This is a genomic window from Saccharobesus litoralis (assembly GCF_003063625.1).
Lineage (GTDB): Bacteria > Pseudomonadota > Gammaproteobacteria > Enterobacterales > Alteromonadaceae > Saccharobesus > Saccharobesus litoralis.
On sequence record NZ_CP026604.1, the window covers coordinates 818,855 to 844,404 of the forward strand.

The window sequence follows — 25,550 nt, forward strand, 5'->3', positions numbered from 1 at the left end:
TTATCCAACAAAAGTCACTGGATCCCCGCATGCGCGAGGATGACGAGGGTATTTTCCTAATCTATGTTGAAAAATACCGAATTATCGATCTAAAAAACGTTTCTGCTCAAAACAGTAAAGCTACCAACAACTCGTTTGCCAAATAAAATGACTTTTACAATTCGCTACCTGCTGGGTAGCTATTTTTAATCATCGACGAAGTTGCTCAGGTGATAAAAATTGACGACTAAAACAAAAAAGCCGCTGGTTACATCCAGCGGCTTTTAAAAGTTTGAATAAATATTGTTTATTCTAAAACAAATTGGTCAATACTTGGTCCGCTATGGCCTATGGTTCTAAACTCAATGTGGTTAGCACCTTTAACCAAAGTGAACTTGGCAACTGCGCTTTCACTCCATTTGCTGTCCCAGCTACCGGTAGGTTCAAATTCGACAACTGCGGCTTTTTTATTATTGATATAAATCGCTAATGGGCGTTTCGATTTTTTATCATTATGAGTGTAGCGGAACACGGCTTTGTATACGCCCTCTTCGCCATCATTTTCATGATACCAGTACATGGAACCTTCTTTATCATTAAAGGTACCGTAACCACCGCCATGAACACCATGGGCATTGGTTACTGCGGCGGCACCGCCTTTGTATTCGGCTGCTTCACCTTGCATAGACAAGCCACGGCCAATCCACATGTTTGCTGAGTTTTCATCGCCCCAAAATATGCCAACACCGTCGCCAAAACTCTGTTGCATATCTAGCACAGGTTTACCGTTAACAAAAACCTTAGCGTAAACTGTGTCACCGTTTTTCACGCTAAACGGTTTGTTGTAAGCCATCATTTGTGTAGCGTATGGGTCGTTAACCGTATAACGGATCTCGACGTCTTGTTGTTGATAGCGCGCGCTGTCGGTTAACGCTACGTATTGCACATCAATGCTGACTTGGTTAGATAAACGTAATGCTTCGTCGCCAACAATAGCGCCGATCATGGCGTATTCTCGAGCTTGTGGGTATTTAACTTCAACAAAGGCGCGAGTTTTCCCCATAAACAGCGGACGGAAATTAGCACGTGTCCGGTTGGTATGTTCGTAAGGTGAACCGTTTTCTAACGCTTTCACTTTTACGCCGTCAGTAAAGTGGTAATAAACCTTGTGCGCACCATAAGGATAGAATGTTTGGTTTTTATCCACTGTCTCTGATGAAATCACTTTAGCGGTATCAAAACCTGATTCGGCGTTGAAAACTTCAACGTCGTGCTTAAGTGCCTCAGGCGAACCTGCAGTTTTTAAGGTTTTTTCGAGTACTTTTTTACCGCCTTTGTAACCAACTGCGGTTAAAGTTCCTTGTTGCCATGGCACAAACCATTCGCATTGCATTTCTTCCGCTTTCAAGCCTGGTTTATCACGACCTAACGATTTTCCATTTAGAAATAATTCAACTTCATCTAGGTTTGAGTAAACCCAGACTGGAATTTTAGTGCCTTGCTTCATGGTTGGATGCGTCCAACTAGGCAAAATATGCAGTGATGGTTTGTCTAACCACTGGCTGCGGTATAAATGGAACAAGTCTTTTTTGAAGCCTGCTAAATCTAATGCGCCGCCCATAAAAGCAATGAAAGGCCAACCACCATGGGCTAAACCTGCTTCTCCGTGGTAATCAAAACCTGTCCAACGGAAGTGACCAGAATGGTGTGGTAAATCACGAGCCATTTCCCAGTTTTTACGCGCGCTGATACGTACTGTGGCATTATCGTAAGATGAATTTAAATGTTGTTTTTGGTTGACCCAATCTTTTGGATCTTGCCAATCGTAAAAGAAGATCTCTTTGTCTGTGATATTAGGTAAATCAAAGGTGTTGCTTTTCGGGCCATCGCGCCACCAAGTTTGGGTTCGATAATATCCGCGAGTTTGCCATGTGTGTGGCGCTTCGGTTGAGACAAATGGGCGATCAAAGCGGCGTTTAAAGAAACTCTTACCTTCAGAGCCACCATTAATACCAACAACGTCCATACCTTCTTTATTCGTTGAACCAGATGTGACTAAACGAGTTGGGTCAAACTCTTTAACGGCTTTAACTAGCTCAGGCGCAATTTTACCATGAGTTTCGTTACCCACACTGTAAATGATGATTGAAGGGTGATTACGATTACGCGTAACCCATTCTTCAATATCGGTTTTCCACCATTTATCAAAATGGTACGCACCGTAATCATGTAAGGCTTTTTGCTTCCAACCATCAAATATTTCATCCATTAGCATCAAGCCTAACTCGTCAGCTAATTCATAAAACATTGGTGGATATGGGTTGTGACCAAGACGAATAGCATTAACGCCCATGTCTTTTAGTAATTGCATTTTCCAGCGTAACAAGGGTTTCGTCCAAGCGCCGCCAACTGGGCCGCCTTCATAGTGCTCGGCCACACCTTGAATTTTAACGTTTTTACCGTTAATCCAAAAACCCGTATCGGTTTTCCACGCAATGTCGCGCACACCAAATTTCGTGTTGTCGCTGTCAATAATCTCACCCTTGTAAGCAATATCGACATTTAACGAATATAGATAGGCATCATGTGGGTTCCAGCGCTTGGCATTATTCATTTCAAAAGCGAACTGGTACTTATCTTGTTGCTTAAGTTTAGCGAGGCTTGATTGCCCAGATAACACTTGCTTACCGTTTTGATCAGTCACTTGGTAGTGCACTTTATAGTCAGCAATACGTTTAACGTTATTGCTTAGTTCAAATGCCGTTTGTACTGTGGTTTTATTACCCACTTTAGGTGTGTGAACAAATAATGAGTTGTGTTTAATATGGATTGGATTTACCACGACTAAACGCACTGGGGCGTATATACCACCAGGATGATACCAGCGAGCTGAGGGTTGTAATTCGTTATCAACCCGTACACTAATAACGTTATTATCACGATTTAACAACTCAGTGATGTCATATTGAAAGCTAATGTACCCGTAAGGACGCTTACCCAGTAATTGGCCATTTAGCCACACTTCGCTATTCATATAAACGCCGTCAAATTGAATAAAAACCTGTTTGCCTTGCCACTGGTTGTCAAACGCAAAGTGTTTGCGATACCAAGCCAGTCCACCGCCATGATTTCCGCCAAATTGCTTTTGTGATCCCTCTTTGGTGACACCTTCTTCAAAAATATAATCGTGCGGGACATCCAGCACTGTCCAACCGCTATCATTGTGGTCGATATTTTTATAGGCTGCATGATCTCCTAATTGGAATTTCCAATTGTGATTAAAATTAATTTCTTGTCTGACTTGATTGCTATCAGCAGCATGGGCGGTATTGATAGCCATTAGCCCAGCCGCTAAAAACATTAACATGGTGATTTGCCGATAAAACCATGTAGGTGATTTATTCATTTTCATATGTCTGTACCTTTCTGGGGTTCTCATGTATTTTATTCATAAAATATTGTGTCGGTTGTTGTGACTTAATCACTGATCTTTGTTGGGCCAATAATCAAAATTCCATGCATCCATAAAAGAAGGCGTGCGAGATGTTTTCATTAAATGTTCTGCTTGCTTCACTATGTCTGGGTGAAGGTTGGCAAGGTTATGGGTTTCAGATGGATCTTGCTTTAAGTTATACAATTCCACTGGTGGGTTGACTCGCTGACCTTTTTTAAAGAAACGTACGGCTTTCCAATCACCATTAATGTCATCTCGAATACGCACCGCTTGGGCATGAAAGCCATTTGGCCGGTGAAATTCCCAATACAAACTGTCATGTTGCTTTTGATTTGCTTTATTGAGCAAGGTCGGTAAAAACGATATACCATCGGTTTTTGTGGTTAACTTGACTCCGCCTAAATCAGCAAGTGTTGGTAAGACATCCCAAAAAGCAGAAACATGCTCTGTGGTTTTACCTTGAGCAATTTTATTTGGCCAGCGAGCTATGGTTGGCATGCGAATACCACCTTCGTATAAGTCACGTTTGTAACCTCGATACGGGCCATTACTGTCAAAAAACTCCATATCTGCCCCACCCTCTTTACTCGGACCATTGTCACTGGTGAAAATAATTAAGGTGTTTTCATCTAAATTGAGCTCTTTTAACAGCGCTTGTACTTGGCCAACCCCTTGGTCAATGTGGCTGATCATGGCAGCGCGCGCCGCACGCGGTCGTCTTTGCGGTAGGTATCTATTTTGCGTATTTACGCCATACGGTGTTTCTGCAAAGTTGTATTTATCTATTTCTTCTTCTGGTGCTTGAAGCGCAGCGTGAGGGCCTGCGTAAGCTAAATATAAAAAGAACGGCTTATCTTTATTTTGTTTAATATATCTAAGGGCATCTTGAGTTAAACGCTCTTGAGCAAAATCTTCACGTAAATAAGCTTGATAACTTTGTGGATCATACGGGTCAACGCCCTCAGGTAGTGACTGATGTGGATTAACCCATTCGTTGTTTAGCGCAAACCACTGGTCATTTTTCCATAAATGGGTTGGGTAATGATTGTGCGCTTGCTTTTGGTCCATATAACCAAAAAAATAATCAAAACCTTGTTTGGTCGGCATGCCGTAAGAACCAGGGCCGCCTAGCCCCCACTTACCAATAAGCGCGGTTTGATAACCCGCTTGTTTCATTACCGTACCTAATGTGGTCGTATTGGGGGTTAACGGTAGTTGACCAAATTCTTCTTCATCAGAAAAACCGCCTAACTCATAGTTTCCGCGAATTTGATTATGGCCTGAATGTAAGCCTGTCATTAGAGCCGCGCGCGAAGGCGCACAAACCGTGCTGCCAGCATAATGCTGAGTAAAAGTTAAGCCTTCATTGGCTAGTTTTTGCAGGTTAGGTGTCCGAATTTTTTGCTGGCCGTACGGCTCAATATCCCCTATGCCAAGGTCATCAACGATTATATAAATAACATTGGGTTTATTTTTAGTTGCAAGGTTGGTTTGTTCTACAATTGACTTATCGGGTGTGGACATTAATGAGCAACCGCTAACTGCCGCAATCAATCCGCATGCCATTAACGATTTATTAATTTGCTTAAGCACAGAGGTTAACTCCATCTTTTTAATCATAGGGTGTTTCAACATGGGTAGAACTGCCATATTACCTACGCCCCTTAGCTAACAATCGCTTCTTGGTATATTCAGCAGTAAACTTGGCATCGTATTTAGGATTCAACTTTGTTGGCACAGGCGCGCCAATATCAAGACGCCAATTATTCATTTCATTGCTTAAGCTATTGACCACATCGGGTAGATATTGAACTAGGTTGACATGCTCACCTAAGTCATTTTCTAAGTCATACAGCTCGTAGCTGTTATCTTCAAAGTAGTGATGCAGTTTCCATTTACCCTTACGCATTGTCGTACCGGGACGCGTGCGGAATAAGGGATCGCGACTTTGGTCGGCTCTAGGGTTGTAAGCGTGCAAATAGATAGGAAAGTGCCAGAACAAGCTGCGTTCAAGCAGCGACTTTTTATCAGCCGTTTTTATATCAAGTAAGGTAGCCGATAAATCAACGCCGTCTAAAGTCTGAGTACTGACATCAGCACCGATAATATTGGCTAATGTCGGATAAAAATCGGCATTAATCACTGGTGTGTTATCCGTTTTAGCTTTGATTTTTTTCGGCCATGAAACGACCAGTGGAACACGTGTTCCCCCTTCGTAATAACTGCCCTTACCTCCACGTAGCGGATCCTGATAAGCAATTGAACGAATACCACCATTATCTGAGGTGAAAATAACCAGCGTATTATCGACTAAGTTTTGTTCATGCAGGCTACGCATAATGCGGCCAATGTTGATATCCATTAGCTCAACCATGGCAGCATAGGTGGCGTGTCTTTCGTTACGCACGCGGGGGTGACTTAAATATTTTTCTTTTACAGAATCGATTGCCTGTAATGGTGTATGAACCGTGTAGTAAGGCACATAAGCGAAAAAAGGTTGGTCTTTAACAGTTGCAATCCATGACAATACTTCACTTGTAATGCGGTTAGGCAAATACTCGCCATCTGGACCGTTTTCTAAAAAGGGTAAATCGTAAGGACTAAAATACGATTTTGGATGGCCTTTTATATAACCCGCTACGTTATGATCAAAACCTTGAGTTTTGGCATCATGCCCTAAATGCCATTTACCGAATGAACCTGTGCTATAACCGACAGATTTAAACACTTCAGCCAGTGTGATGATGTCATCATTAAGAATGTCAACGTTAGGCTCAGGGATCAGTTTTCGCGTTTTGTCATTGCCTCGTGCCGACGGTGAAACCGTATAAACTCCATGCCTTGGCGAATATTGGCCGCTCATTAACACGGCTCTGCTCGGTGCGCAGTTAGCCGCCCCCGCGTATGCGTCTGTGTAAACAGCGCTTTTGGCCGCTAGCGCATCAATATTTGGCGTTTGAAAAACACTGGTAAAATCGTTGTAGCCGACATCAGCCCAACCTAAATCATCAACCACTATCATAATGACATTAGGTTGAGATGTTATTTGAGGCTGAACTATAGCTTGAGCTTGCGAATGGCTTGTCGTTTTAGCCTGCGCTATCGTCAAACAAGACAATAATAGCCAAACGCAACTACGCAGATACCATTTAGATAAACCCCAAAAACAATTACGTTTGATCATTGCTGTTAATTCACTCCACTCTACACAAATCATTACGAAACCCAAATTTGAGCGCCTATAAGAAAAGCGTCGAAAGTAAGAAGTTACTACCCGCTCAAACGAAATTATTTACGCCATAGAGCTGTTTCAATTTAATTTTGATTAGTTGAAGCGAGCCTTTAGCAGCATTGCTGCTAATGTCGAAATAAATTTCGACCTACACGGATGTAGGGAATGCCGTTAAGCGTCGGGAACAGCGTACGGCGACCTACATGGATGTAGGGAATGCCTTTAAGCGTCAGGAACAGCGTACGGCGACCTAAAATATTGCGTCGCTTTCAACTAATACAAACATGCGCCCTATCCGTTAGGACGCAGGTTTAAGCCGACCTTTTTAAAGGTCTACTAACGGTATCGTCTGCGTAACGCTAGCAAAGCCAATACGGTGACAATAAATGGTGAAGTTGAACCGCCACCACCGCTATCTGAACCATTGTCAGACGGTTTATTGTCTGGAGTAGTATCAACGGCTTTAGCATTAACCGTAATGGTAGCGCTTGCTTCTGCCGTAAGACCCATATTATCCAACACAACGGCTTTTAGCGTATGTGAACCAACTGCTAACGCACTAAGCTGAGTCTCAGCTTGTGTCCACTGATAAGGTGCACTGGTTTTACTAGAAACCATGACATCCCCTACATACAAGGTCACGCTAGCAATACTACGCTCGGCAACAGGTGTCGTGCTACTAACTGCAATCGACAAACTTTGATAACCCTCAGTCACAACTTGTGAGGCTGAGCTAAAGCTTACGCTAGGTGTAGGATCGATTACCGTTAGTTGTGCTGTCGTTTCCGACGTTGAGTCTGCGCTATCGGTAACTACTGCTTTCAGTGTATAAGTTCCAGCGGTTAAGCTACTTAATGCCGCAGCCGATTGATCCCATTGATAAGGTGCTGTAGCGTCTGTTGATACTAAGGTGCCGTTTAGGTACAAAGAGACATGCTTTATTGTACGAGTTGTCATCGCTGTCGATGCGTCAACCGCAACAACCAATGATGTATAACTTTCAATAGCGGTTTGCATACCTTGAGTAAAACTAACGATAGGGGCGGAAACGGCCTCTTTTACAATTAAGCTAACAGTCGCTTCAGCTGTTAAACCTTCACTATCAGTCGCAACCGCTTTTAGCGTGTGAGTGCCTACAGGGAAGTTTAATAGTTCAGTTTTATAGGTATCGTTATGTCCCCATTCATAAGGCGCGACTGATTCTTTGCGAACACTATTATCATTTGCAAACAACTCAACTTGAGTAATGGTGCGACCCGTCACTGGCGTACTCGCGTCGATTAATAACGATAAGCTGCTATAGTTTTCTTCGACTGTGATATCACCACTCGGGAAGGCGACAGAAGGTGTCGGGTCAATAACCGTTAACTGGCTAGTCGTGTTAGCGGTGTCGCCTTTACTATCTGTAACAACGGCTTTTAGGGTATAGGTGCCTACATCTAAACCCATTAACGCACTGCTGGTTTTTGTCCATTGGTACGGAGCTGTATCGTCATTGGAGATCAATACATCATCCAAATACAAGTCAACGCCAGTGATAATACGTAAAACATCCGGTGTTTGCGCAGATACACTCACATCAAGATCACTGTAACCTTTAAGCAAAGTGATTTCTGACTTAGCAAAAGCCAGTGTCGGAGTTGCCGCTACGACATTTAACGTCATTGAAGTTTCTGAAGTTTGGCTTTTACTATCTGTCACGACGGCTTTAAGTGCATAAGTGCCAATAGCTAGGTTTTGCAATTTTGTTTCGGCTTGTGACCATGTGTATGGCGCAGCATCTAAAGTTGAAACAAGTTCATCATCAATATAAAGCGCGACACTGTTAATTGTTAGGCTATCATCCATAATCGATGCCGTCGCAGTAATAGATAAACTCGCGTAATTTTCAACGACAGTAAGTTCAGGTGACTCAAACGAAACCGTCGCTTGCGCAATATCTAAATCGATAACTTGCAAGTGCAGTGGTAAAGAGTTACCCGAACCTTTTTCTTGCAGATAATAATAGACTTTACCATTTTTGATATAAATGGTGCCGTGCGCAAATGTTGGGCCATCTGTCGCTGTATATACACGACTAAAGTTATTAGTACCGCCTACGCCTTTATCGACAAAAGGGCGACCATTTTTTAATCCGATAACATAAATATCATTACCAGCGGTATAGATTTCAGTTGCGCCTGCAAAATCTGTAGTAATGATAAAATCATCGGCTCCTGCAGGTTTATAAGAATGAATATACGTTTTCTCTTTCGGGACATCAGCAAAACCATATTTTTCTGCTTCTGAACTTGAATTATTAGTTTGCACATAGCTAATAATATGGATGTCGCCCTTAGCGGTAACTGTCCAATCAAAGTCTTTAACAATGTAAACAGAGTTAGGTTGTTGATGGCTTATGTAGTCGCCCGGTTCAAATACTTTAATTTCGTCAGAGTTGATCAAAGGCCAAGTCATGGCCTCACCTTTATGGTTATACCATTCGCCGAAACCTTGTGGGTGATCAGAATAAGCGTAATAAACACCATTTTGGTATTTATACTTGTCGTCATTGTCACTACTACGTTGCTGGAATCCGACACGCAGCTTACCATTAAGGTATTTCATGTTGCCGTAAAGGCCCCAGTTGTATTCGTTGCCTTTGCTTTTCTGGTTATTCTCGTTAAATTTAGTGAACTTAGACCACTTTTGATTAGCAGCATCATAACGGTTGAATAAATAGGCTCCGTTATTATTGCCACCTAAACGCATGTAAAGTAGCAATGTGCCATCATCTGTTTGGAAGAATTTAGGATAGGTTAAACGAGCAAAGTTACCTTTATCGGCCAAATCGCCAGTCATGGTTAGATGCTTATAATCATCATCGCCTTGGCTAACTGAGCTGGTATCTTTTACAAATTGGTCAAGCGTGAAGTTCTCATCTGCCACTTCTGCGGCACCCGCTAAACTATAGCTATATCGAAAGTAGTCATCTTTAAATTTGCCGCCATGATTAGAATCATCATAGGCGTGCATATCGTACACCATATGTATGGTGCCATTGATAGGGCTAACCGCTAAGCCAATGGTATTATGAGATTCACCAACTAATGGATCGCCACGAAACCCTGTATGTTGATGGGGAAATTCAATATCAACACTCGTGCCGGTTTTAGTATTGTAGCGGGTTAGCATGACATGCCTATCGTCTTTACCACCTCGGTACCAAGTCATAAACACATAATGCTTGTATATTTTTACCGCATCACCATGGGCTGAAATACTACGACCAAAAAAGTAATCGTATTTATCGCCAGTATCTGGAGAACCGACATTGCCGTAGTCTAAATCTTTGCCGTCAAAGTAAAGGCCGTTGTCTGCAATTTTTGTGGTGGACTCAAGGGTTACCGCTGCATGGGTACTTGCCGTTGCCAAAAAAAGTAGACTGGCGAAACTGCGAGTCATTATGTTATTAATCCGCTTAAGCGCGGCACGCTTTAAAGTCATTGTGTTGTTACCCTTTGTTAAATAGTCCAATACGCAGCAGCAATCTTTATCTGCTTTCCTTGTTCTATTTATCCGATCTACAAATCAATCAAATCCAATCATAACATCTCGGCAACATAATTCAAATATGTTCATATTAGGTTGATTTAATATTTTCCATGTGAAATAAATGCGTTCAAAAGGGGTTTTACTAATAAAAACAACACAACAAATCAACATTAATCACCATAAGTCATGTAACTTTAGAAAGACGACAAGAGAAATAGGAGCTATGTGTAGTCAATTTTAGGGCTTTATTTACAAACGGTGATTAGCGGTTTGTCGAAGGATAGGAGTGTTTCAATTTAATTTTAGTGAGTTGAAAGTTAATAAAACTATAGAAGTACTGAGATCACTAACAACAAGCGGAGTTCGGCAAATTTAAAATCAACATGCCTTAATACGTCACATCCATATGAAGTTAGCTAATAAGGCAAACTTAATTCAAACGCCTTTTAGATCAAAAATCCGCTTAGTTTATGCTTGAAGATCCAATTAGTATCGGCTGCCCTGTTGGAAATTCGATATGAAAAGACTGATTTGCTGGCAATTGATACTTTATACTTGTTGGCAAATATTTGGTGTTAGTTGGTAAGCCATAGTAATTGTTACCTTGTTTAATGTTTTGCAAATGCTGCTTCAATACAAAAGGTGTGAGGGCAAAATCATAAAAAGCCACTTCATCAATAACACCAGAAAACGCTTCTTTATGCCACCTTTCTTCAGCCGGATTATTACCAATAGCCGCAGTACCCGGCCCACCACTTAACATTATCGAACCCGGTGGATATTGATGCGAGGCCAGCATTTCACCGTTAATATATATGGCTTTTAAACCCGTCTTAACATTATAAGTAGCGACAATATGTTGAAAATCACCCGCTTTTAATTCATCAAGAGTGGGACGGCCATTTTGACCATCAAGTGGCAATTTGAGTTCATGATACCCTTGACCAAGAATAAACAATCCAAAGCTTAAGCTTTGTCTATATTCACCTTCAGGCATAAGAAACGGCTTGCCGGAATCATGCTGAAAACTTAACAAGATCCTTAATTCTTTATCACCATGATCTTTACGAAAGATCTCGTCTATTTCACCCAATTTACCTGAATATTCTGGGCGAACTAACGCTTCGATGGTTACCCCATCAGTGACCGCAAAAGATCCTGTGCCAGGTGCAGTTCCACCACCACTACCTACGTCAATTCGGGCATCACGAGTATTATCAAACTTGAAAGCCCCAGAACCGACGATGCCTTTTACTGGAGTCGCACCTTGCATAGCCTTACCATGGGCATTACCTGCCGCATCGAGCACAGTCTCGCTCAAACTGTCAAAAGACCAATAATGTGTAGGACGCCAACGCTTTACAGTAATCAATGTATTTTCACCACTGGTAACCACTGGCATAGGTTGGGTTAAATCAATACTGACGTCACTGCCATTAGGTAATGCGATAAAAACTCGACTATGCACTATGGTATTTTGCCCAGGTTGAGATTTAACAGTTAGCTTGCCTCGCTTAATCCTAACCTCATTATCATTAAATAATTTAATCAGCGAGTTCGATGCCAAGTGCAATTCGTCACCGTTATCTAATTTAATCACTGAATCTTGCTCAATATTATAGTCGCCAGCTAACAAGGAGTTACCCTGAATATGACCTCGTCCAGCAATCTTTACATTACCTTCTATCACTTGAGCAATAAATGGTTGACTGTCTTTTTTATAAAACAGCCAAGTAATACTGGCTAGCAAACCGATAACTATAAATAAAAATATAAACAGTACATTACGACTAACATGAAATCGTTGTGGCGGTTGTGCGTCATAAGCGATTGTATTGTTACCGCTTCCATTATTTCCGCTTCCATCTATTGGTGATCCACCGCCACCATTGGGGCGAATGACAAACTCTTCCGTCATTCGCCGATAGATAAATTCCATATTACGATCGGCTGGCGATTTTAATTGCGAGTGCACACTGACATAGTCATAGTAAAAACGTTGCGCCTCAAAATCTTCGTGTAATAGTTGTTCAAGCTCAGTTAATTGCTCGGGTGTAGCAATGCCTGAGCATACGGCATCGGCTATATCGCGCACTTCTGGGTATTGATCACTTCGCTTCATGAATCCCCCTGTTGCGTTTTTTGTTCAACGCAATCAAATAACCGCTTGCGTAGTTTATGTACGACTTTGCGAATAGCATGAATCGATCGTCCTGTATTGTCGGCGATCTCTTGTGCGGTTAAATTTTCAACATAGAAAAACTGATAAACCTGTTTGAGCGGAGCCGATAGTAACGAACAGCAATGCTCTAAATTTCGCCATCTTTGCTCTTGAGGCCCAGCTTGACTCTCTATAATCGCCACGTTGCGGCTAAACTCCTGTAAAAAGTCATCGCTCAGCCCTAGCTGGTACTTTTTATTTGTCTGACGATAACGGCGGATCCGATTAAACGCGATCACATTAGCCCATTTCGAGAAATTGGTACCTAACTCAAATTTATCAAACTCTTGCCACAAGGTTAGACAGGTTTCTTGAAAAATATCGTCCGCAACGGCATTGTCCGAAACAAAGGCATAAATATAAGCGTAAAGACGATTTTTATCGGCTTCAAATAGCTGACCAAATTGACTGGCGCGGAATATTTCAGCCGTCGTTGGTTCAGTATTTTTATTGGTTGCAAGTGAATTATTTGAAGCCACAGTAACGTCTAAAAAATGAGTGAGAATGGATTATTTTCCTAGGCTGGTATTTTTAACAAAAAAGTTACATCAAGTCCAATCACAAACAATCATAAGAAATCTGATGTCAGCGAAAAGTTTTTATAAGCTATTTTTATCGATTGGCTGTCGATTATAGCAAGAAGAGTCATAAAGCTATGAGTTGTATAGTCAAAGCGATCAGGTTTTAAGGGCTGGCTTCCTGTTCCAGACGAAACCTAAGCGCTTACATCCCTGTCTCTTGGTCACAAGTTTCAGAAGCGCTTTTTTCGGTCAATGGAGGTGAAGTTTTACCACCTAGGCTTAGGAAAATACCCTCGTCATCCTCGTGCCTGCATGGATGCAGGTACTTAGGTTTCGTCGGGAACATGAAACCTGCGCATGCGGGGATCCAGCGACTTATGTTGGATAAACATAGTTTGGTTTAGGTAAAAGCCACTGGGTTCCTGCATGGATGAGGGTACCAAAAGTAGGCGCTTTAAGCGAGGGGCGATAGCAGGACGCGGTAGCTTTGCTTTCGCAGGAAAGACGGTACTTTTTTAACCATTAAATACTATCTACTAATCCGCATTTATCTTCAACTTTTGGTTAGCTTGAGAAAATTAATATTTGTGTAGAAGAGACAGACTTACATCCATGTAAGCACCAAAAGTAGTGGCTTGTAAGCCAAGTCGAGAGTAAGCGCTGACAATGAACCATAAGGCCTGAGCGAGAAGACTATATCTGTGTAGTCGAATGCAATAAGGAGAAAATAAGAGCGGGAGTAGTCAGTCAATTAACCAGCATTGCTGAGCATGTTTTAACCTTTAACATGCTCAGCAATGCTATTTTAAAGAATGCTAATTCAGATTGTCTCTACAATGTTTGTTCGTACGCCACTATCAAACGCTGTAACTGCTGCACTTTATCTGGACGCTGCTGCAGTAAATTGTTTTGCTCTGCTGGGTCATTTTTAATGTTGAACAACAAAGCTTGCTTGTTGTTGGGTGCCCTACCCGATTTACCATAAACGGCCATCATAGGTTTAATATATTTCCAATCGCCCATTATCACACCAGCAACTTTATTTTTAAAACTAAGAAAATGCGGGTTGGATAGTGTGCCTTGCTTACCTTCTAACAATTCAGCTAGGTTATGCCCGTCTAACACTTTGTTTGGCAGGCTTGCCTTGGCGTAATACGCAATAGTAGGCATTAAGTCTAGTGTCGTTACGACTTGCTGACTAATTTGGTTAGCTTTGACTCTACTCGGCCAACTGATGATACCAGGTACACGTATACCGCCTTCATAGTTGGTAAACTTGCCATGGCTGTATGGCTTAGCTGAACCCGCGTGATCTTTATAACCTAGCCAAGGTCCATTGTCAGATGCAAAAATAATCAACGTATTGTCGCGTTTATTTGTACGGGTTAAATAATCCACGAGTCTGCCAATATGAAAATCGAGCTCTTCTAATGTATCGCCATATAAGCCCCCAGCACTTTTCCCTTTAAATTCTGGGCTAGCAAATAAGGGCACATGTGGCATAGCCGGTGTCATATACACGAAAACGGGCTGACTGGGGTTTTGTTGAAAAAAGTTAATGGTTTTATCGACAAAACGTCGAGAAAGGCTGGCTTGCTCAGCCGGATATTCAACTATTTTTTCACCTTCGAAAATAGGCACTAACTCTTTTATACCGGCTTGTTTTATCAAAGCTCGCTTATTACCGGCCTTTTTGACAATTTGCTGATCACGCTTGGCTTTTTCCAACGTGTAACCTTGGTTGAATTTCACCTGTTGCGCAAATTGATGGGTATGGCCAATATACATATCATTACTAAATGGCACCCCCCAGTAATAGTCAAACCCTTGAGCGGTTGGCAAGGTTTGTGGTTTGTCACCTAAATGCCATTTACCAATGGCCGCTGTCGCATAACCTGCATTTTTCAATACTTCTGCAATCGTCACTTCAGATTGCTTCATGCCATTTCGGTCGGGAAAATAAACTCCTGTCACACCATTACGCACTGGACGGCGCCCTGTTAACAATGCGGCTCGTGATGCACTACACACCGACGATGCGACGTAAAAACTATTTAACTGCACGCCTGATTTGGCTAATGCATCTAAATTAGGCGTTTTTATTTTCTCCGCGCCATAACCACTTAAATCAGCATAACCCTGATCATCGGTAAAAATAACCACCACATTAGGTTGTGTTGCCTGCGCATAACAACAAACTACAAATAAACTCAGCGCTATAAATCGAAAAATTAATGCCATAACAATCAATATCTCTGCTAACCACTTGTGCGGTTATTTCATCACAGCACTATAGTCTTCTCGCTCAGGCCTTATGGTTCATTGTCAGCGCTTACTCACCCCAATCACATAATAGAGCATATGCTCATGGGGATTCGAAGCTTGACGGCTTTGCCTACATGGATGTAGGTACTTAGGTTTCGTCTGGAACTAGAAACCTGCCCCTAAAACCTGATCGCTTTGACTATAAATATAAATTTGCCCTGCAAAATAACCAGACAAGCTAAAAAATAAACTTGGCTATTTATGCTGTTATTGCGATGTATAAACAATAACTTAGTGTTTCTATGCGGTGGTAATTTGTCTCAAATCATGACAATTGAACCAATTTATCCCTTGCGTTAAAGGTATAAGCTAAGGAGCATAAAATCATTCACTAAAACACGCTGGCATTTTATAATACAATTAAAACTCTATTGAGACGTTAATATGTACGAAGAATATTCTCATTTTAAAGCCATTATTTTTGATATGGATGGCACCTTGGTCGACAGCGGTAAGTTGCATGAGAACGCCTGGCGTCAAACTTTAAATCATTACGGCATTCCAATTGATAACGCCTTAATGCGTTCATTAGCCGGTGTACCAACAAAAGAGACAGTGGACATTCTCGCCAAGCACTTTAATGTTGAACTCAGCGTAAGCAGTGATGTGGTAAACGATTATAAAGAAGCGATAGTACGAGAAACCATACATCAGTTTGTTAAACCAACACCACTGGCTGAGTATGCAGAGCAATGCAAAGGGCTTAAACCTATGGCAGTCGGCACAGGCGCTTACACCACAGAAGCAAAAATGGTTCTCGAAACATGCGGGCTAACTCATTTAATTGATCATACCGTCGGAGCGGACCAAGTTGTTAATCCCAAACCGGCACCTGATACTTTTTTGCGTTGTGCCAAGTTAATGGGCGTTGAACCTAAAGATTGTATTGTTTTTGAAGACGCGCAAGCTGGCATACAAGCCGCTAAAGATGCTGGCATGTTTGTGGTTGATGTACATGAAAAACTGAATATCGTGAACGATTATTTTTTAGAATAATCAGCATAACAAATTTCAATTTTCAATAAAGGAGGCGCCATGGTAGAACTACAACAATTCGACGCCTTTTTATTTGATATGGATGGCACCATTTTCGATTCAGAAAATTTATACTGCCAGGTTTGGATAGAGACCGCTAACGAGTTCAATATTCCATTTACCAAACAAATGTATCGACCGTTTATCGGTATACCGACGAAAAAATGCATTCCTATTGCTCAGAAAATGTTTGGCAAACACTTTGCCATCGCCCCTTTTATTCAACGGTTTACCGAAAAACTGCAAGCAGAAAAACAAAAAGGTGTGCCTTTTCGAGACAGATTTAATGACTTTTTCAAGATTATTCAGCAATTGAACAAGCCTATCGGTTTGGTGACCTCAAGCGCTGATGAAGGCGTGCGTAGTAACTTTAGTCATTGCTTGAACGGCTCAAGCTTTATTAAGCAGTTTAGTCCTATCGTTAGTCGTGACAAAGTAAGTCAATTAAAACCCGACCCAGAAAGTTACCTAATCGCTTGCCAAAAACTCAAGCTAACACCGCAGCAAGTTCTGGTGTTTGAAGATTCCAATACCGGTCTAACCGCGGCTTTACGTGCAGGTTGTGCCACCATTGGCATTCGCGATCAAATCGATATTCATTCTGATGTCGCAAAACAATGTTTAACTGTCGTAAACAGTTATGATGAGCTCATCGAGCAATGCAAAGAATACAACAAAGAACAACAATAACTTTAAAAATGAGTTGCTAAACGTTACAACCTTTAGCATTAGGATCTCACCCACACCACCAAAAAGGACAGCATTATGCCTGCCATTAACATGACAGATTTAGACCTCAATGGAAAACGAGTTCTAATCCGTTTAGATTTAAACGTACCATTGGACGGTAAAAGTATTACCAGTACTGTACGCATTGATGCGTCGATACCCACCATTCAATATGCACTCGACCAAGGTGCGACTGTATTAATTATGTCGCATTTAGGACGCCCCTCAGAAGGCAGTTTTGACCCTACGTATTCACTCGCCCCCGTTGTTGAATATTTAAACGGCAAATTAAACAAGCCAGTTAAGTTAATAAACGACTACTTGCAAGGTGTAGATAACAATCAAGAGCAAGTGACGGTATTAGAGAACGTAAGATTTAATATCGGTGAAACAGCCAACGACCCACAGTTATCGCAACAGTTGGCCGCTTTATGCGATGTTTTTGTCAATGACGCGTTTGGCACCGTGCATCGCGCCCATGCTTCTACCCATGGTGTAGCACAATATGCGCCGATAGCAGCTGCGGGACCATTATTGATCAAGGAACTACAAGCGCTAAGCCAAATTATTGCTCAACCAGAAAGCCCGTTAGTGGCCATCGTTGGTGGCGCAAAAGTGTCGAGTAAATTAACCGTGCTGGACGCATTAGCCAATTTCGCTGATGTCATCATAGTGGGTGGCGGTATAGCTAATACATTCATTGCAGCTGAGGGCTACAATGTCGGTAAGTCACTCTACGAACCTGCGCTTATAGACGAAGCAAAGCGTTTACAACAAAAAACCAAAGTTGTTTACGCAACTGATGTCGTGGTGACTAAACAGGCTTTTAATGAATGGCATGATCAATCGGATTGCCAAATCAAATCCATAAGTGACATTGCCACCGATGAGAGTATTGTCGATTGTGGTCCTGAAACATCACACCACATTAGCCAATTACTCAGTCAAGCAAAAACGATTTTATGGAATGGTCCTATGGGGGTATTCGAATTCGACGCATTTGCTAAAGGAACCGAAGTGATGGCACAAGCTATTGCCAATAGCCAAGCTTACTCTGTTGCAGGTGGAGGAGACACATTAGCGGCTATTGATAAATGGCACCTAGCCGACCAAGTATCCTATATTTCTACCGGTGGTGGAGCCTTTCTCAATTTTATTGAAGGTAAAAGTCTACCTGCATTGGATATACTAGAATCATGTGCAGAGCAGCGATAAGCTGGTTGTTATGTGCGATTTAGGCAAAAAAAGTGGGGGCGAAAGCCCCCCAAGACACAACACACAACACATTTGCCGCGCCAAGTTTAGACATATAACCTAGGTTATTTATCATCACTCTTAACGGCGGTGAGTTTCCATGAGAAGAGATTGGCATCCTGCCGGGTCTAACAAGAAATCAGTATTAACGATTATCGATACAAATTTAGATAATCAATATTTCCCACACAATGAACCGAATGCAGCACAAGACAAAGTCACTGAAATGCGAGTAAATAACCTCAACTCTGGATAATAAATCCGTTTCTGGAGGCTATTTGAGCCAATTACCGCGTTAAGTTTACTTGCAATAGGCTAGCTATTGGCGCGTAAACTTGCCTTGTTCTTGGCCCAAATTTCTCTCCAGAAATTAAAAAATTAATTTTGGGTATCAAAACTTGTTAACTAACTGAAATTAATGATAAAAAATAGTATCGTCGTAATTCTTAACCAGAGTTGAGGTTAAACAAGCGCATTTTCGCCTGACGAACCTTATGTTTAAACTTTAACGGGTTGGGCGTACTACGAGATACCGAGTTAATTTTTATCATGTACTACCTCTTGCTCTTGAATGTTACTAGAACACGCATCAGCGTGAGTCAGTGCACTCGCCACAAGTAAAACTAGGCTTAGTAGCAGATTGGTAAACTTCATAATAACCTCGCGATAATTAACCCTGCATCCCGCGATAAAAACAATCCGTCTTTCATTTGAATTAATTGTAATATAATATTAACCAAAAACAATATAAGATCACAAAATATTTATTATTTGTTAATTTTGTCTTCTGTAAACAGGCTTTTCTGAATTGCAGTAAGCACTTTATAAGCACACTAAAGGTACAAAATATGAAACTACTAAAAATATGGATAAGCATAGTCTGCCTAGGTTTAGTCGCCTGTCAGTCTTCACAGCACACCAATAACCACTCCCCTGCTGGCTTTTTTGAATATCAAAACCCAATTACCGCGGGAATTGATCCAAATGGGTTACGTGATTGCCAAGTTTTCCGTGAAGGGGATTGGTGGTATATGACTGGCACTAGCTACCCTCATTGGAGTCGACAAGAAAATGATGGCGAGCTCAATAAAGGCGTAGCACTCTATAAATCAAAAGATCTAAATAACTGGCAATTTATTAAATATATTGTTGAACGCCCCACTAAAAACAAATGGTATTACCGCCGATTTTGGGCACCAGAGATCCACAAAATTAACGGTAAATGGTACGCCCTGTTTAATGCCAGAAACGACGAATTAGGTTACGTAGGTCAATATTTAGGCTATGCAGTCGCTGATAATTTGGAAGGTCCATACAAGGTTGTCACTGAGGATAAGCCTTTACATGCTGGCAACGATTTAACCTTCTTCAAAGATGATGATGGCAAAGTATGGGCATTTTGGAACCAAGGCAAAAAGCACGGCATTAGATTTGCGCAGATAGATCTAGCCACAGGCCAACTATTAACCAAACCAACAAGTGCGATTTTACCGGGTAAAGTCGACTGGCAATATTTAGCTGACGGCTCAATTGCCAAAGAGCCAGGCTATGATGGACGCCCTATAGATAAAGTGAAAACCTATCACGAATGGGACTCTATCGGTATTGAAGGCGCTTATGTCATCAAACGACAAGGCACCTATTATCTCTTTTATTCAAGCTGGACTCGCGGCTACGAAATTGGTTATGCCACAGCGAGTCAAATCACAGGTCCATGGACAAAAAGTGCAACCAACCCTTTTTACGGTGCACAACGTAAAGACACAACACTAAAACGTGGTTTTACTTACAGTAATGATCCCAATAGTCCATTTACCGATGTCGGCCATAACGAAATATTCACAGGGCCTGATGGCAATTTATGGTTGTCTGCCCATGGTATTGTTAAAGGCCAACAGCCTATGTTGGTTATCGATCCATTAAAGTTTGATGCTAAAGGAAATATAGTCCCCATGGTACCTAGCTATACCAAGCAGCGGATTGAACTGCCTTAATGGTAAGCTGAATGTTCTGCTGTTACGGATTTTAACAACAGCAAGGTTATGCAAGGCAGGACACTTTATAATGCCAAAGCCGTCATACGGCGGACGGCTTTGGCTATCAGCTTCTTTATCTACATTATTTTGCTGCATCAATTACTGTAGGCTTAGATGACAAATCAAGCCAAGCTAATTTCACTGCCACGATATGCACCACACCAAATATTGCACAGATCAATGAGCTCCATACAACAAATTCAATACCTAAATGCTGTACTTGATAAGAGTTCGGAAATAAAGCGACAATCAAACCGCCAAAACCTCGAATACAATAAACAGCAGTAATCGCAAGCATACAGAACTTCAGTAAAGGCAAGCGAGGGATGAATTTGGCAGCAGAAAAAGCATAGAGCCCCCAAGTAGCAAGGACACCACTGATAAATAGGGTAATTAGCGTTGGGGTTATTTCCCCGCGCTCTGCCATTTGTGCCATCTGCTCGCCGGCGCCGAGAAATCGGTACCAATCGGATCCACCAATAATGCAGGCAATGTGCAATAATGACGCGGCAATACTTAAGCAACCCGCTAAAATAAACCAATAATTACGTTGCATAAACTCAATTCCTTTGTGCGTTTTTTATAGTGAAAACTAAATTGGCTATAAGGCTTAAAATTGTTTAATGAAATCCACAACTACCCCCGTCCATTTAGATAACGGTTTGTTATCCAGCGCTAAGCCAAAACCATGACCACCTGTTGGATAAATATGCATTGCGGATTTTATTTTAAACTGTTGCAAGGCCTGAAAATACACCAAGCTATTTTGCCAAGGCACAAGCTTGTCATCTGCAGCATGAATTAAAATAGCAGGCGGTGAATTAGCATCAATATTTAACTGGCTTGAATAAGCTTTACGCTGTGCTTCGTCACCATAGCCCTTACCCAATAAAGCTTTAGCTGAGCCTTGATGAGTAAAGTGGTCATTAAAACTAATCACAGGGTATATCAAAACCGAAAAGTCTGGCCGAGCAGACAGTTCAGTTAACGAAGATTGATGCGCTACCTCTTGCGAATGATATTGAGTCGATAAGGTAGAGGCTAAATGACCACCTGCAGAAAAGCCCATCACGCCAATTTTATTAGCATGAACCTGCCAATTTTGCGCGTTTTTGCGCAATAAACGTAATGCTTGCTTAGCATCGGTTAGCGGGGTTAACTCTTGCCCTGTATTACTTTTTGATACCGGTAGTCGATACTTTAAAACCGCAGCCGCTATGCCATGACTGTTTAGCATGTTAGCTATGTCAGTACCTTCCAAATCCCATGCTAAACCATAATAACCGCCACCTGGCATAATTAACACCATGTGCCCAGAAGCCCAACGTTTACTGGGTAAAAACACCGTCATTTCAGGGATTTGAACCTGACTGACTTTAATGATGTTCTTGTGTTTTTTAACCTGCTCCTGCTCGCCATTGGCCTGATAATAAGGTGGTTCACCTTGCCATAAAGGCAAAGTAAAGCGTTGTGCATTAGCGAGGTTAGCAATTAAACTCATAAGAATTAACAGAAGGTATTTTTTCATTATTGTATTTATCAAACTCTATTGTGGTGTAGTGCGCAACATAAACCAGCCCTAATACTAAGATTCAAAATAGAACTAATCAACCGCACCACAACACTTATCATTTAAAAATTAAATTCATATTTGATTTACCGAATTTTACATAGTTAAGGTTACACAACAACTACCAAGCACACGCTCCCAACTGGACAAAATTAAACCAATTAGTCAACTAGCCGATAACAAAATAAGCGTTGTAAGTGCACAATTATTAACTGTAAGGTGAACATCATGAAGCCAATCTCAATTGAAGTCATTGCCGCACAACCTGGTTTTTTAACCGTGCACAACTTAGAAGAATATAGCGATATTGTGATTGGCGAGCCTGTTGTAGCATGGCGTATAGAAACTTACGAAAAGTCGAGCTGCTATTACGAAGTGCAATCTTGCTGCACGCCGCTGACCGTTAATGGTGACGTACCCACCAACTGCATTGGCGTACAAAACCCCAATTTAACCATTACCGCCTTTGACCACTCCACATACGACTCACTAGAAGAACTGCAAGACACCAAATACCCACAGCCAATGACGTATGATGGTTAGCTGTTTTACCTTGAAAATTAGCTACGCGAATCGCAGTTAATATTTGCTCAAATAAAAGCCTTTTAAAAGGCAATTATCTTATCGATGATTAGCCTAGAAGCCATAGCTATAGCCATAGCCAAGATAAATTTATTGGCGAGTTAATATTGTTTGGTAAGCAATTTAAATCTTGGCAGGAAGTGATCGAATATCTTGTTTAAACGAAAGTTCATTTGATGGAAAAAGCAGCTTAAAACTTGATTATTCAACCCACTTGATGCAGTCTGCCGCGCTTTAGTTCTTCATATTACAAGTAACCATGTCAGGCACTATTCGTTCCAATATATCCATCGGCGCTGAAGTCGATATCGTATTAAAACAACATCAACGCAGTGGCCAATTAACCCGTGGTATCGTCGCTAAAATACTGACCAATAGTCCTAATCATCCGCATGGTATTAAAGTCCGTTTAGAAAGCGGTGATGTGGGACGTGTAAAAGCAATCCTATCCTAATACTTTTCAAGTACTGAGAAACCATAATGCGCCTATTAAGATTGACTACTCACCCTGATGTACCGAATGGATCGCAAAACATTTTGCACCGCTTAGCCACGCGAGCGATTGTCTTAAAAGGCGAAGAAATTTTATTGCTTTATACCGAGCGCTATCATGACTATAGCCTACCCGGTGGCGGAGTAGATGCTGGAGAATCACTAGAAAGCGCCATGATGCGCGAACTACAAGAAGAAACCGGCGCGCAGAATATTCGCAATATTAAACCATACGGTTTATATGAAGAATTTCGCCCTTGGTATAAAGATGGCTGCGATGTGATGCATATGGAATCATATTGCTACACCTGTGAAATTGATGACGAATTAGCAAAACCGAACTTGGAACAATATGAGATAAACAATGGCATGGTAGCTAAATGGATCAACATTCACCAAGCCATAAAACACAACGAGCAAACGATAAAGCACAGCGCGAAAAAAGGCCTGTCGATTGAACGAGAAACGTTTTTGCTCAAACAAATCGTCACTGAGTTGCTAGTTGCTGGTGCTGTTTCAAATTAATTTTGATTAGTTATTTTTTGTAGGTTCGACGTTCGCTTCAGGTGCCTACTCTTGATGCCTGCAAGCAGGTACTTAGGATTTGTCTGGAACAAAATCCTGCGCGTCGTATTTAAGGCTTTGACGAAGCAGCAGTTTCGATATCTACATGATTTGTGTTCATTAACAAATAGCGTGTTAATTAAGAAAGATTCGGTTTGCCGGCATAAAGCCGGCCCTACATAGGTGTGAATTGTCGAAATAAATTTCGACCAAAGGTTAAACTGATCATTTCTTTCTGGAAACAGCACTAACGTCAAAGCAACATTCGTAAGTTGTTTGAGAAGCGCTATAATATAATTCACACACACCAAGAATAACAATTAACACGCTGCGTTTATGTCTCAAGCCCAAAATAGTGAAACGCCCCACCTAGCGTTACCACAAAAATTTGTCCTTGGATTAGGCTTTTTAGCCATGTTTTTTTCAACCCAAGGTATAACAATACTGGCTGTGCCCTTTTACCAAATGACACTGGGTGTCGACCCATTTTTACTTGGCTTAGCCATGAAAGTGCCGGTCATTTTAGCTAGCTGCTTTGGTCCTGCTATTGGCCAAATGTCCGACCGCTGTCAAAGTCGTTTTGGTCGGCGTCGGCCATTTTTAATGGTATTTCCTTGGTTGGCCGGTATTGTTTTTGGTTCAATCTGGATGGTGCCGAGTGACTGGCAAACAAGCAATCAACTCATCTATTTTGCGTGTTTAACCATGCTTTATTACCTGCTAACCACCTGTTGGACAGTTCCCATGAAATGTTTGGCTTATGAAGCATCGCAAGATTTTCATGAGCGCACCAGCGTCATGGCCTTTGTCGCTTATTTTTTTAAGTTTGGCGCCTTGGTGTATCACTGGGTTTTCCCATTGGCCAAACTCAGTGTCTTTGGTGGTGTGTTAATAGGCGTACGTTGGGTAGGCTGGGGAATTGCCCTAATTTGCATCGGCTTATTTGCCATGTTGCCCGCGCTATTGATTAAAGAACGGCATTATGAAAAAGAGAAATTCCGCCAAGAAATGCCATTGCTTGCCAGCCTTAAACAAGTGGCCAAGATAACTAACATGCAAATAATGATGGCATTAATTGTTTGCCAAATGACACTGGGCGTTTACGCCGCTAGCATGGATTACTATGTACTGGTTTACTATATGCATAACGGTGACATAGGAACCGGCGCAACATGGAAAGGGGTTTTATCTACATCCTATGCGTTAGCAGGTATAGCTTCGGTTGCGGTTATTACGGTTTTATCACAAAAAATCGGTAAAAAAGCCACCCTGTACGTTATCTATGGGTTAACCGTACTCGGTGGTTTATGTAAATGGTTTATTTATCAACCCGGTCATGAATGGCTATTAGTGTTAGATGCCATTTTATGCTGTAGCATGTGGAGCGCCGTGGGCGTGTTAGCCTCGTCAATGATTGCCGACCTTATTGACGAAGACGAAGTCAAAAATAATATCAGACGTGAAGGTATATTCGCCTCTGTACAAAATTGGTTAATTCAAATATCTATCGCAACCGCAATTATTCTATCTGGGCTCACCTTAAACTTAATTGGCTTTGACGCTCAAGCAGGAGCTAACCAAAGCGAATCAGCCTTAACTTGGATGCGTGTTATTTTAGTGGCTGGCACCTGTTTAGCGCCTATTTTAAGCGCGTTACTGTTGCGAAAATACGACTTAAACGAAGCGAAATATGCAACGATACGAGCCACTCTTGACCAGAAAAGTACGCTTGAAAAACAAAACTCGGCGCAAACTCAAACACAGTCAACCTAGAAAACCGATAGGATAATTTTATACTCCAGCTAACTCAAAAGTATTGAACGGTGGAATTTATAATCACTTGCTAAATTATAGGGTAGAGTTTACATCGACAAACCTTGTGTTAGCCGAAATAAATTCAGCACTACAATGGAACGGGTCTTTAATCTCGCACACTTTTCTACTTAGATTACTAATATAAACGAACTCAACAACATGTCAGAACTTTTGTGTCTGAGTAATAGCCTAGGCTGTTGATTAAAT

Annotated in this window: 17 protein-coding genes; 8 read left to right on the forward strand and 9 right to left on the reverse strand. The window is 41.5% G+C overall.

The annotated features are described in order from the left end of the window. Positions 1 to 286: 286 nt before the first annotated feature. From C2869_RS03070 to C2869_RS03100, 7 genes are all read right to left on the reverse strand, one after another. Positions 287 to 3,391 carry a glycoside hydrolase family 2 TIM barrel-domain containing protein gene (locus C2869_RS03070; RefSeq protein WP_108601553.1) on the reverse strand — a complete coding sequence of 1,035 codons (3,105 nt, stop codon included), beginning with the start codon at positions 3,389 to 3,391 and terminating at the stop codon, positions 287 to 289. 69 nt (positions 3,392 to 3,460) lie between these two features. Beyond that, positions 3,461 to 5,083: an arylsulfatase gene (locus C2869_RS03075; RefSeq protein ID WP_228710750.1), complete on the reverse strand. Its 1,623-nt coding sequence runs from the start codon at positions 5,081 to 5,083 to the stop codon at positions 3,461 to 3,463. Position 5,084: 1 nt separating this feature from the next. Continuing rightward, the gene (locus tag C2869_RS03080) at positions 5,085 to 6,617 is read right to left on the reverse strand and encodes a sulfatase (RefSeq protein WP_228710751.1); all 1,533 of its coding nucleotides are present in this window, start codon (positions 6,615 to 6,617) and stop codon (positions 5,085 to 5,087) included. 384 nt (positions 6,618 to 7,001) lie between these two features. After that, the gene (locus tag C2869_RS03085; protein ID WP_108601554.1) at positions 7,002 to 10,151 is read right to left on the reverse strand and encodes an Ig-like domain-containing protein; all 3,150 of its coding nucleotides are present in this window, start codon (positions 10,149 to 10,151) and stop codon (positions 7,002 to 7,004) included. Positions 10,152 to 10,662: 511 nt separating this feature from the next. After that, complete coding sequence (locus C2869_RS03090; protein WP_108601555.1) at positions 10,663 to 12,321, reverse strand: LamG-like jellyroll fold domain-containing protein; 1,659 nt, start codon at positions 12,319 to 12,321, stop codon at positions 10,663 to 10,665. After that, a complete protein-coding gene (locus C2869_RS03095; RefSeq protein WP_108601556.1) occupies positions 12,318 to 12,899 on the reverse strand; it encodes a sigma-70 family RNA polymerase sigma factor in 582 nt (193 codons plus the stop codon). The genes C2869_RS03090 and C2869_RS03095 overlap by 4 nt, the downstream gene beginning before the upstream one ends. An 873-nt stretch (positions 12,900 to 13,772) precedes the next feature. Further along, positions 13,773 to 15,182: a sulfatase family protein gene (locus C2869_RS03100; protein ID WP_108601557.1), complete on the reverse strand. Its 1,410-nt coding sequence runs from the start codon at positions 15,180 to 15,182 to the stop codon at positions 13,773 to 13,775. A gap of 468 nt (positions 15,183 to 15,650) precedes the next feature. Here C2869_RS03100 and C2869_RS03105 point away from each other — a divergent pair, with 468 nt between their 5' ends. The 4 genes from C2869_RS03105 (at position 15,651) to C2869_RS03120 (ending at position 20,278) form a co-directional block, all read left to right on the forward strand. Further along, entirely contained in the window at positions 15,651 to 16,262 is a 612-nt protein-coding gene (locus tag C2869_RS03105; protein WP_108601558.1) for an HAD family hydrolase, read from the forward strand. 39 nt (positions 16,263 to 16,301) lie between these two features. Next, the gene (locus tag C2869_RS03110; RefSeq protein ID WP_108601559.1) at positions 16,302 to 16,991 is read left to right on the forward strand and encodes an HAD family hydrolase; all 690 of its coding nucleotides are present in this window, start codon (positions 16,302 to 16,304) and stop codon (positions 16,989 to 16,991) included. A 75-nt stretch (positions 16,992 to 17,066) separates the two neighbouring features. Next, positions 17,067 to 18,245 carry a phosphoglycerate kinase gene (locus C2869_RS03115; RefSeq protein ID WP_108601560.1) on the forward strand — a complete coding sequence of 393 codons (1,179 nt, stop codon included), beginning with the start codon at positions 17,067 to 17,069 and terminating at the stop codon, positions 18,243 to 18,245. A gap of 887 nt (positions 18,246 to 19,132) precedes the next feature. After that, positions 19,133 to 20,278 carry a glycoside hydrolase family 43 protein gene (locus C2869_RS03120; protein ID WP_108601561.1) on the forward strand — a complete coding sequence of 382 codons (1,146 nt, stop codon included), beginning with the start codon at positions 19,133 to 19,135 and terminating at the stop codon, positions 20,276 to 20,278. 124 nt (positions 20,279 to 20,402) lie between these two features. Here the strand turns inward: C2869_RS03120 and C2869_RS03125 are convergent, their stop codons facing one another. Next, a complete protein-coding gene (locus tag C2869_RS03125; RefSeq protein ID WP_108601562.1) occupies positions 20,403 to 20,876 on the reverse strand; it encodes a hypothetical protein in 474 nt (157 codons plus the stop codon). 54 nt (positions 20,877 to 20,930) lie between these two features. After that, on the reverse strand, positions 20,931 to 21,821 hold the full coding sequence (locus C2869_RS03130; RefSeq protein ID WP_159084006.1) for an alpha/beta hydrolase: 891 nt from the start codon (positions 21,819 to 21,821) through the stop codon (positions 20,931 to 20,933). A gap of 297 nt (positions 21,822 to 22,118) precedes the next feature. Here C2869_RS03130 and C2869_RS03135 point away from each other — a divergent pair, with 297 nt between their 5' ends. The 4 genes from C2869_RS03135 to C2869_RS03150 all read left to right on the forward strand — a co-directional run bounded on the left by C2869_RS03135 (position 22,119) and on the right by C2869_RS03150 (position 25,301). Next, entirely contained in the window at positions 22,119 to 22,433 is a 315-nt protein-coding gene (locus C2869_RS03135) for a hypothetical protein (protein WP_108601564.1), read from the forward strand. Between the two features lie 298 nt (positions 22,434 to 22,731). Continuing rightward, positions 22,732 to 22,926, forward strand: a complete 195-nt coding sequence (locus tag C2869_RS03140; protein ID WP_108601565.1) for a YwbE family protein — start codon at positions 22,732 to 22,734, stop codon at positions 22,924 to 22,926. Positions 22,927 to 22,952: 26 nt separating this feature from the next. Beyond that, complete coding sequence (locus tag C2869_RS03145) at positions 22,953 to 23,489, forward strand: NUDIX hydrolase (RefSeq protein WP_108601566.1); 537 nt, start codon at positions 22,953 to 22,955, stop codon at positions 23,487 to 23,489. A 375-nt stretch (positions 23,490 to 23,864) separates the two neighbouring features. After that, positions 23,865 to 25,301 carry an MFS transporter gene (locus tag C2869_RS03150; RefSeq protein ID WP_108601567.1) on the forward strand — a complete coding sequence of 479 codons (1,437 nt, stop codon included), beginning with the start codon at positions 23,865 to 23,867 and terminating at the stop codon, positions 25,299 to 25,301. Positions 25,302 to 25,550: the final 249 nt, after the last annotated feature.

What these genes read in the sequence shown, in the direction of transcription:
- C2869_RS03070 (WP_108601553.1), bottom strand. Translation starts at nt 3,391, where the DNA reads ATGAAAATGAATAAATCACCTACATGGTTTTATCGGCAAATCACCATG.
- C2869_RS03075 (WP_228710750.1), bottom strand. Translation starts at nt 5,083, where the DNA reads ATGGCAGTTCTACCCATGTTGAAACACCCTATGATTAAAAAGATGGAG.
- C2869_RS03080 (WP_228710751.1), bottom strand. Translation starts at nt 6,617, where the DNA reads ATGATCAAACGTAATTGTTTTTGGGGTTTATCTAAATGGTATCTGCGT.
- C2869_RS03085 (WP_108601554.1), bottom strand. Translation starts at nt 10,151, where the DNA reads ATGACTTTAAAGCGTGCCGCGCTTAAGCGGATTAATAACATAATGACT.
- C2869_RS03090 (WP_108601555.1), bottom strand. Translation starts at nt 12,321, where the DNA reads ATGAAGCGAAGTGATCAATACCCAGAAGTGCGCGATATAGCCGATGCC.
- C2869_RS03100 (WP_108601557.1), bottom strand. Translation starts at nt 15,182, where the DNA reads ATGGCATTAATTTTTCGATTTATAGCGCTGAGTTTATTTGTAGTTTGT.
- C2869_RS03105 (WP_108601558.1), top strand. Translation starts at nt 15,651, where the DNA reads ATGTACGAAGAATATTCTCATTTTAAAGCCATTATTTTTGATATGGAT.
- C2869_RS03110 (WP_108601559.1), top strand. Translation starts at nt 16,302, where the DNA reads ATGGTAGAACTACAACAATTCGACGCCTTTTTATTTGATATGGATGGC.
- C2869_RS03115 (WP_108601560.1), top strand. Translation starts at nt 17,067, where the DNA reads ATGCCTGCCATTAACATGACAGATTTAGACCTCAATGGAAAACGAGTT.
- C2869_RS03120 (WP_108601561.1), top strand. Translation starts at nt 19,133, where the DNA reads ATGAAACTACTAAAAATATGGATAAGCATAGTCTGCCTAGGTTTAGTC.
- C2869_RS03125 (WP_108601562.1), bottom strand. Translation starts at nt 20,876, where the DNA reads ATGCAACGTAATTATTGGTTTATTTTAGCGGGTTGCTTAAGTATTGCC.
- C2869_RS03130 (WP_159084006.1), bottom strand. Translation starts at nt 21,821, where the DNA reads ATGAGTTTAATTGCTAACCTCGCTAATGCACAACGCTTTACTTTGCCT.
- C2869_RS03135 (WP_108601564.1), top strand. Translation starts at nt 22,119, where the DNA reads ATGAAGCCAATCTCAATTGAAGTCATTGCCGCACAACCTGGTTTTTTA.
- C2869_RS03140 (WP_108601565.1), top strand. Translation starts at nt 22,732, where the DNA reads ATGTCAGGCACTATTCGTTCCAATATATCCATCGGCGCTGAAGTCGAT.
- C2869_RS03145 (WP_108601566.1), top strand. Translation starts at nt 22,953, where the DNA reads ATGCGCCTATTAAGATTGACTACTCACCCTGATGTACCGAATGGATCG.
- C2869_RS03150 (WP_108601567.1), top strand. Translation starts at nt 23,865, where the DNA reads ATGTCTCAAGCCCAAAATAGTGAAACGCCCCACCTAGCGTTACCACAA.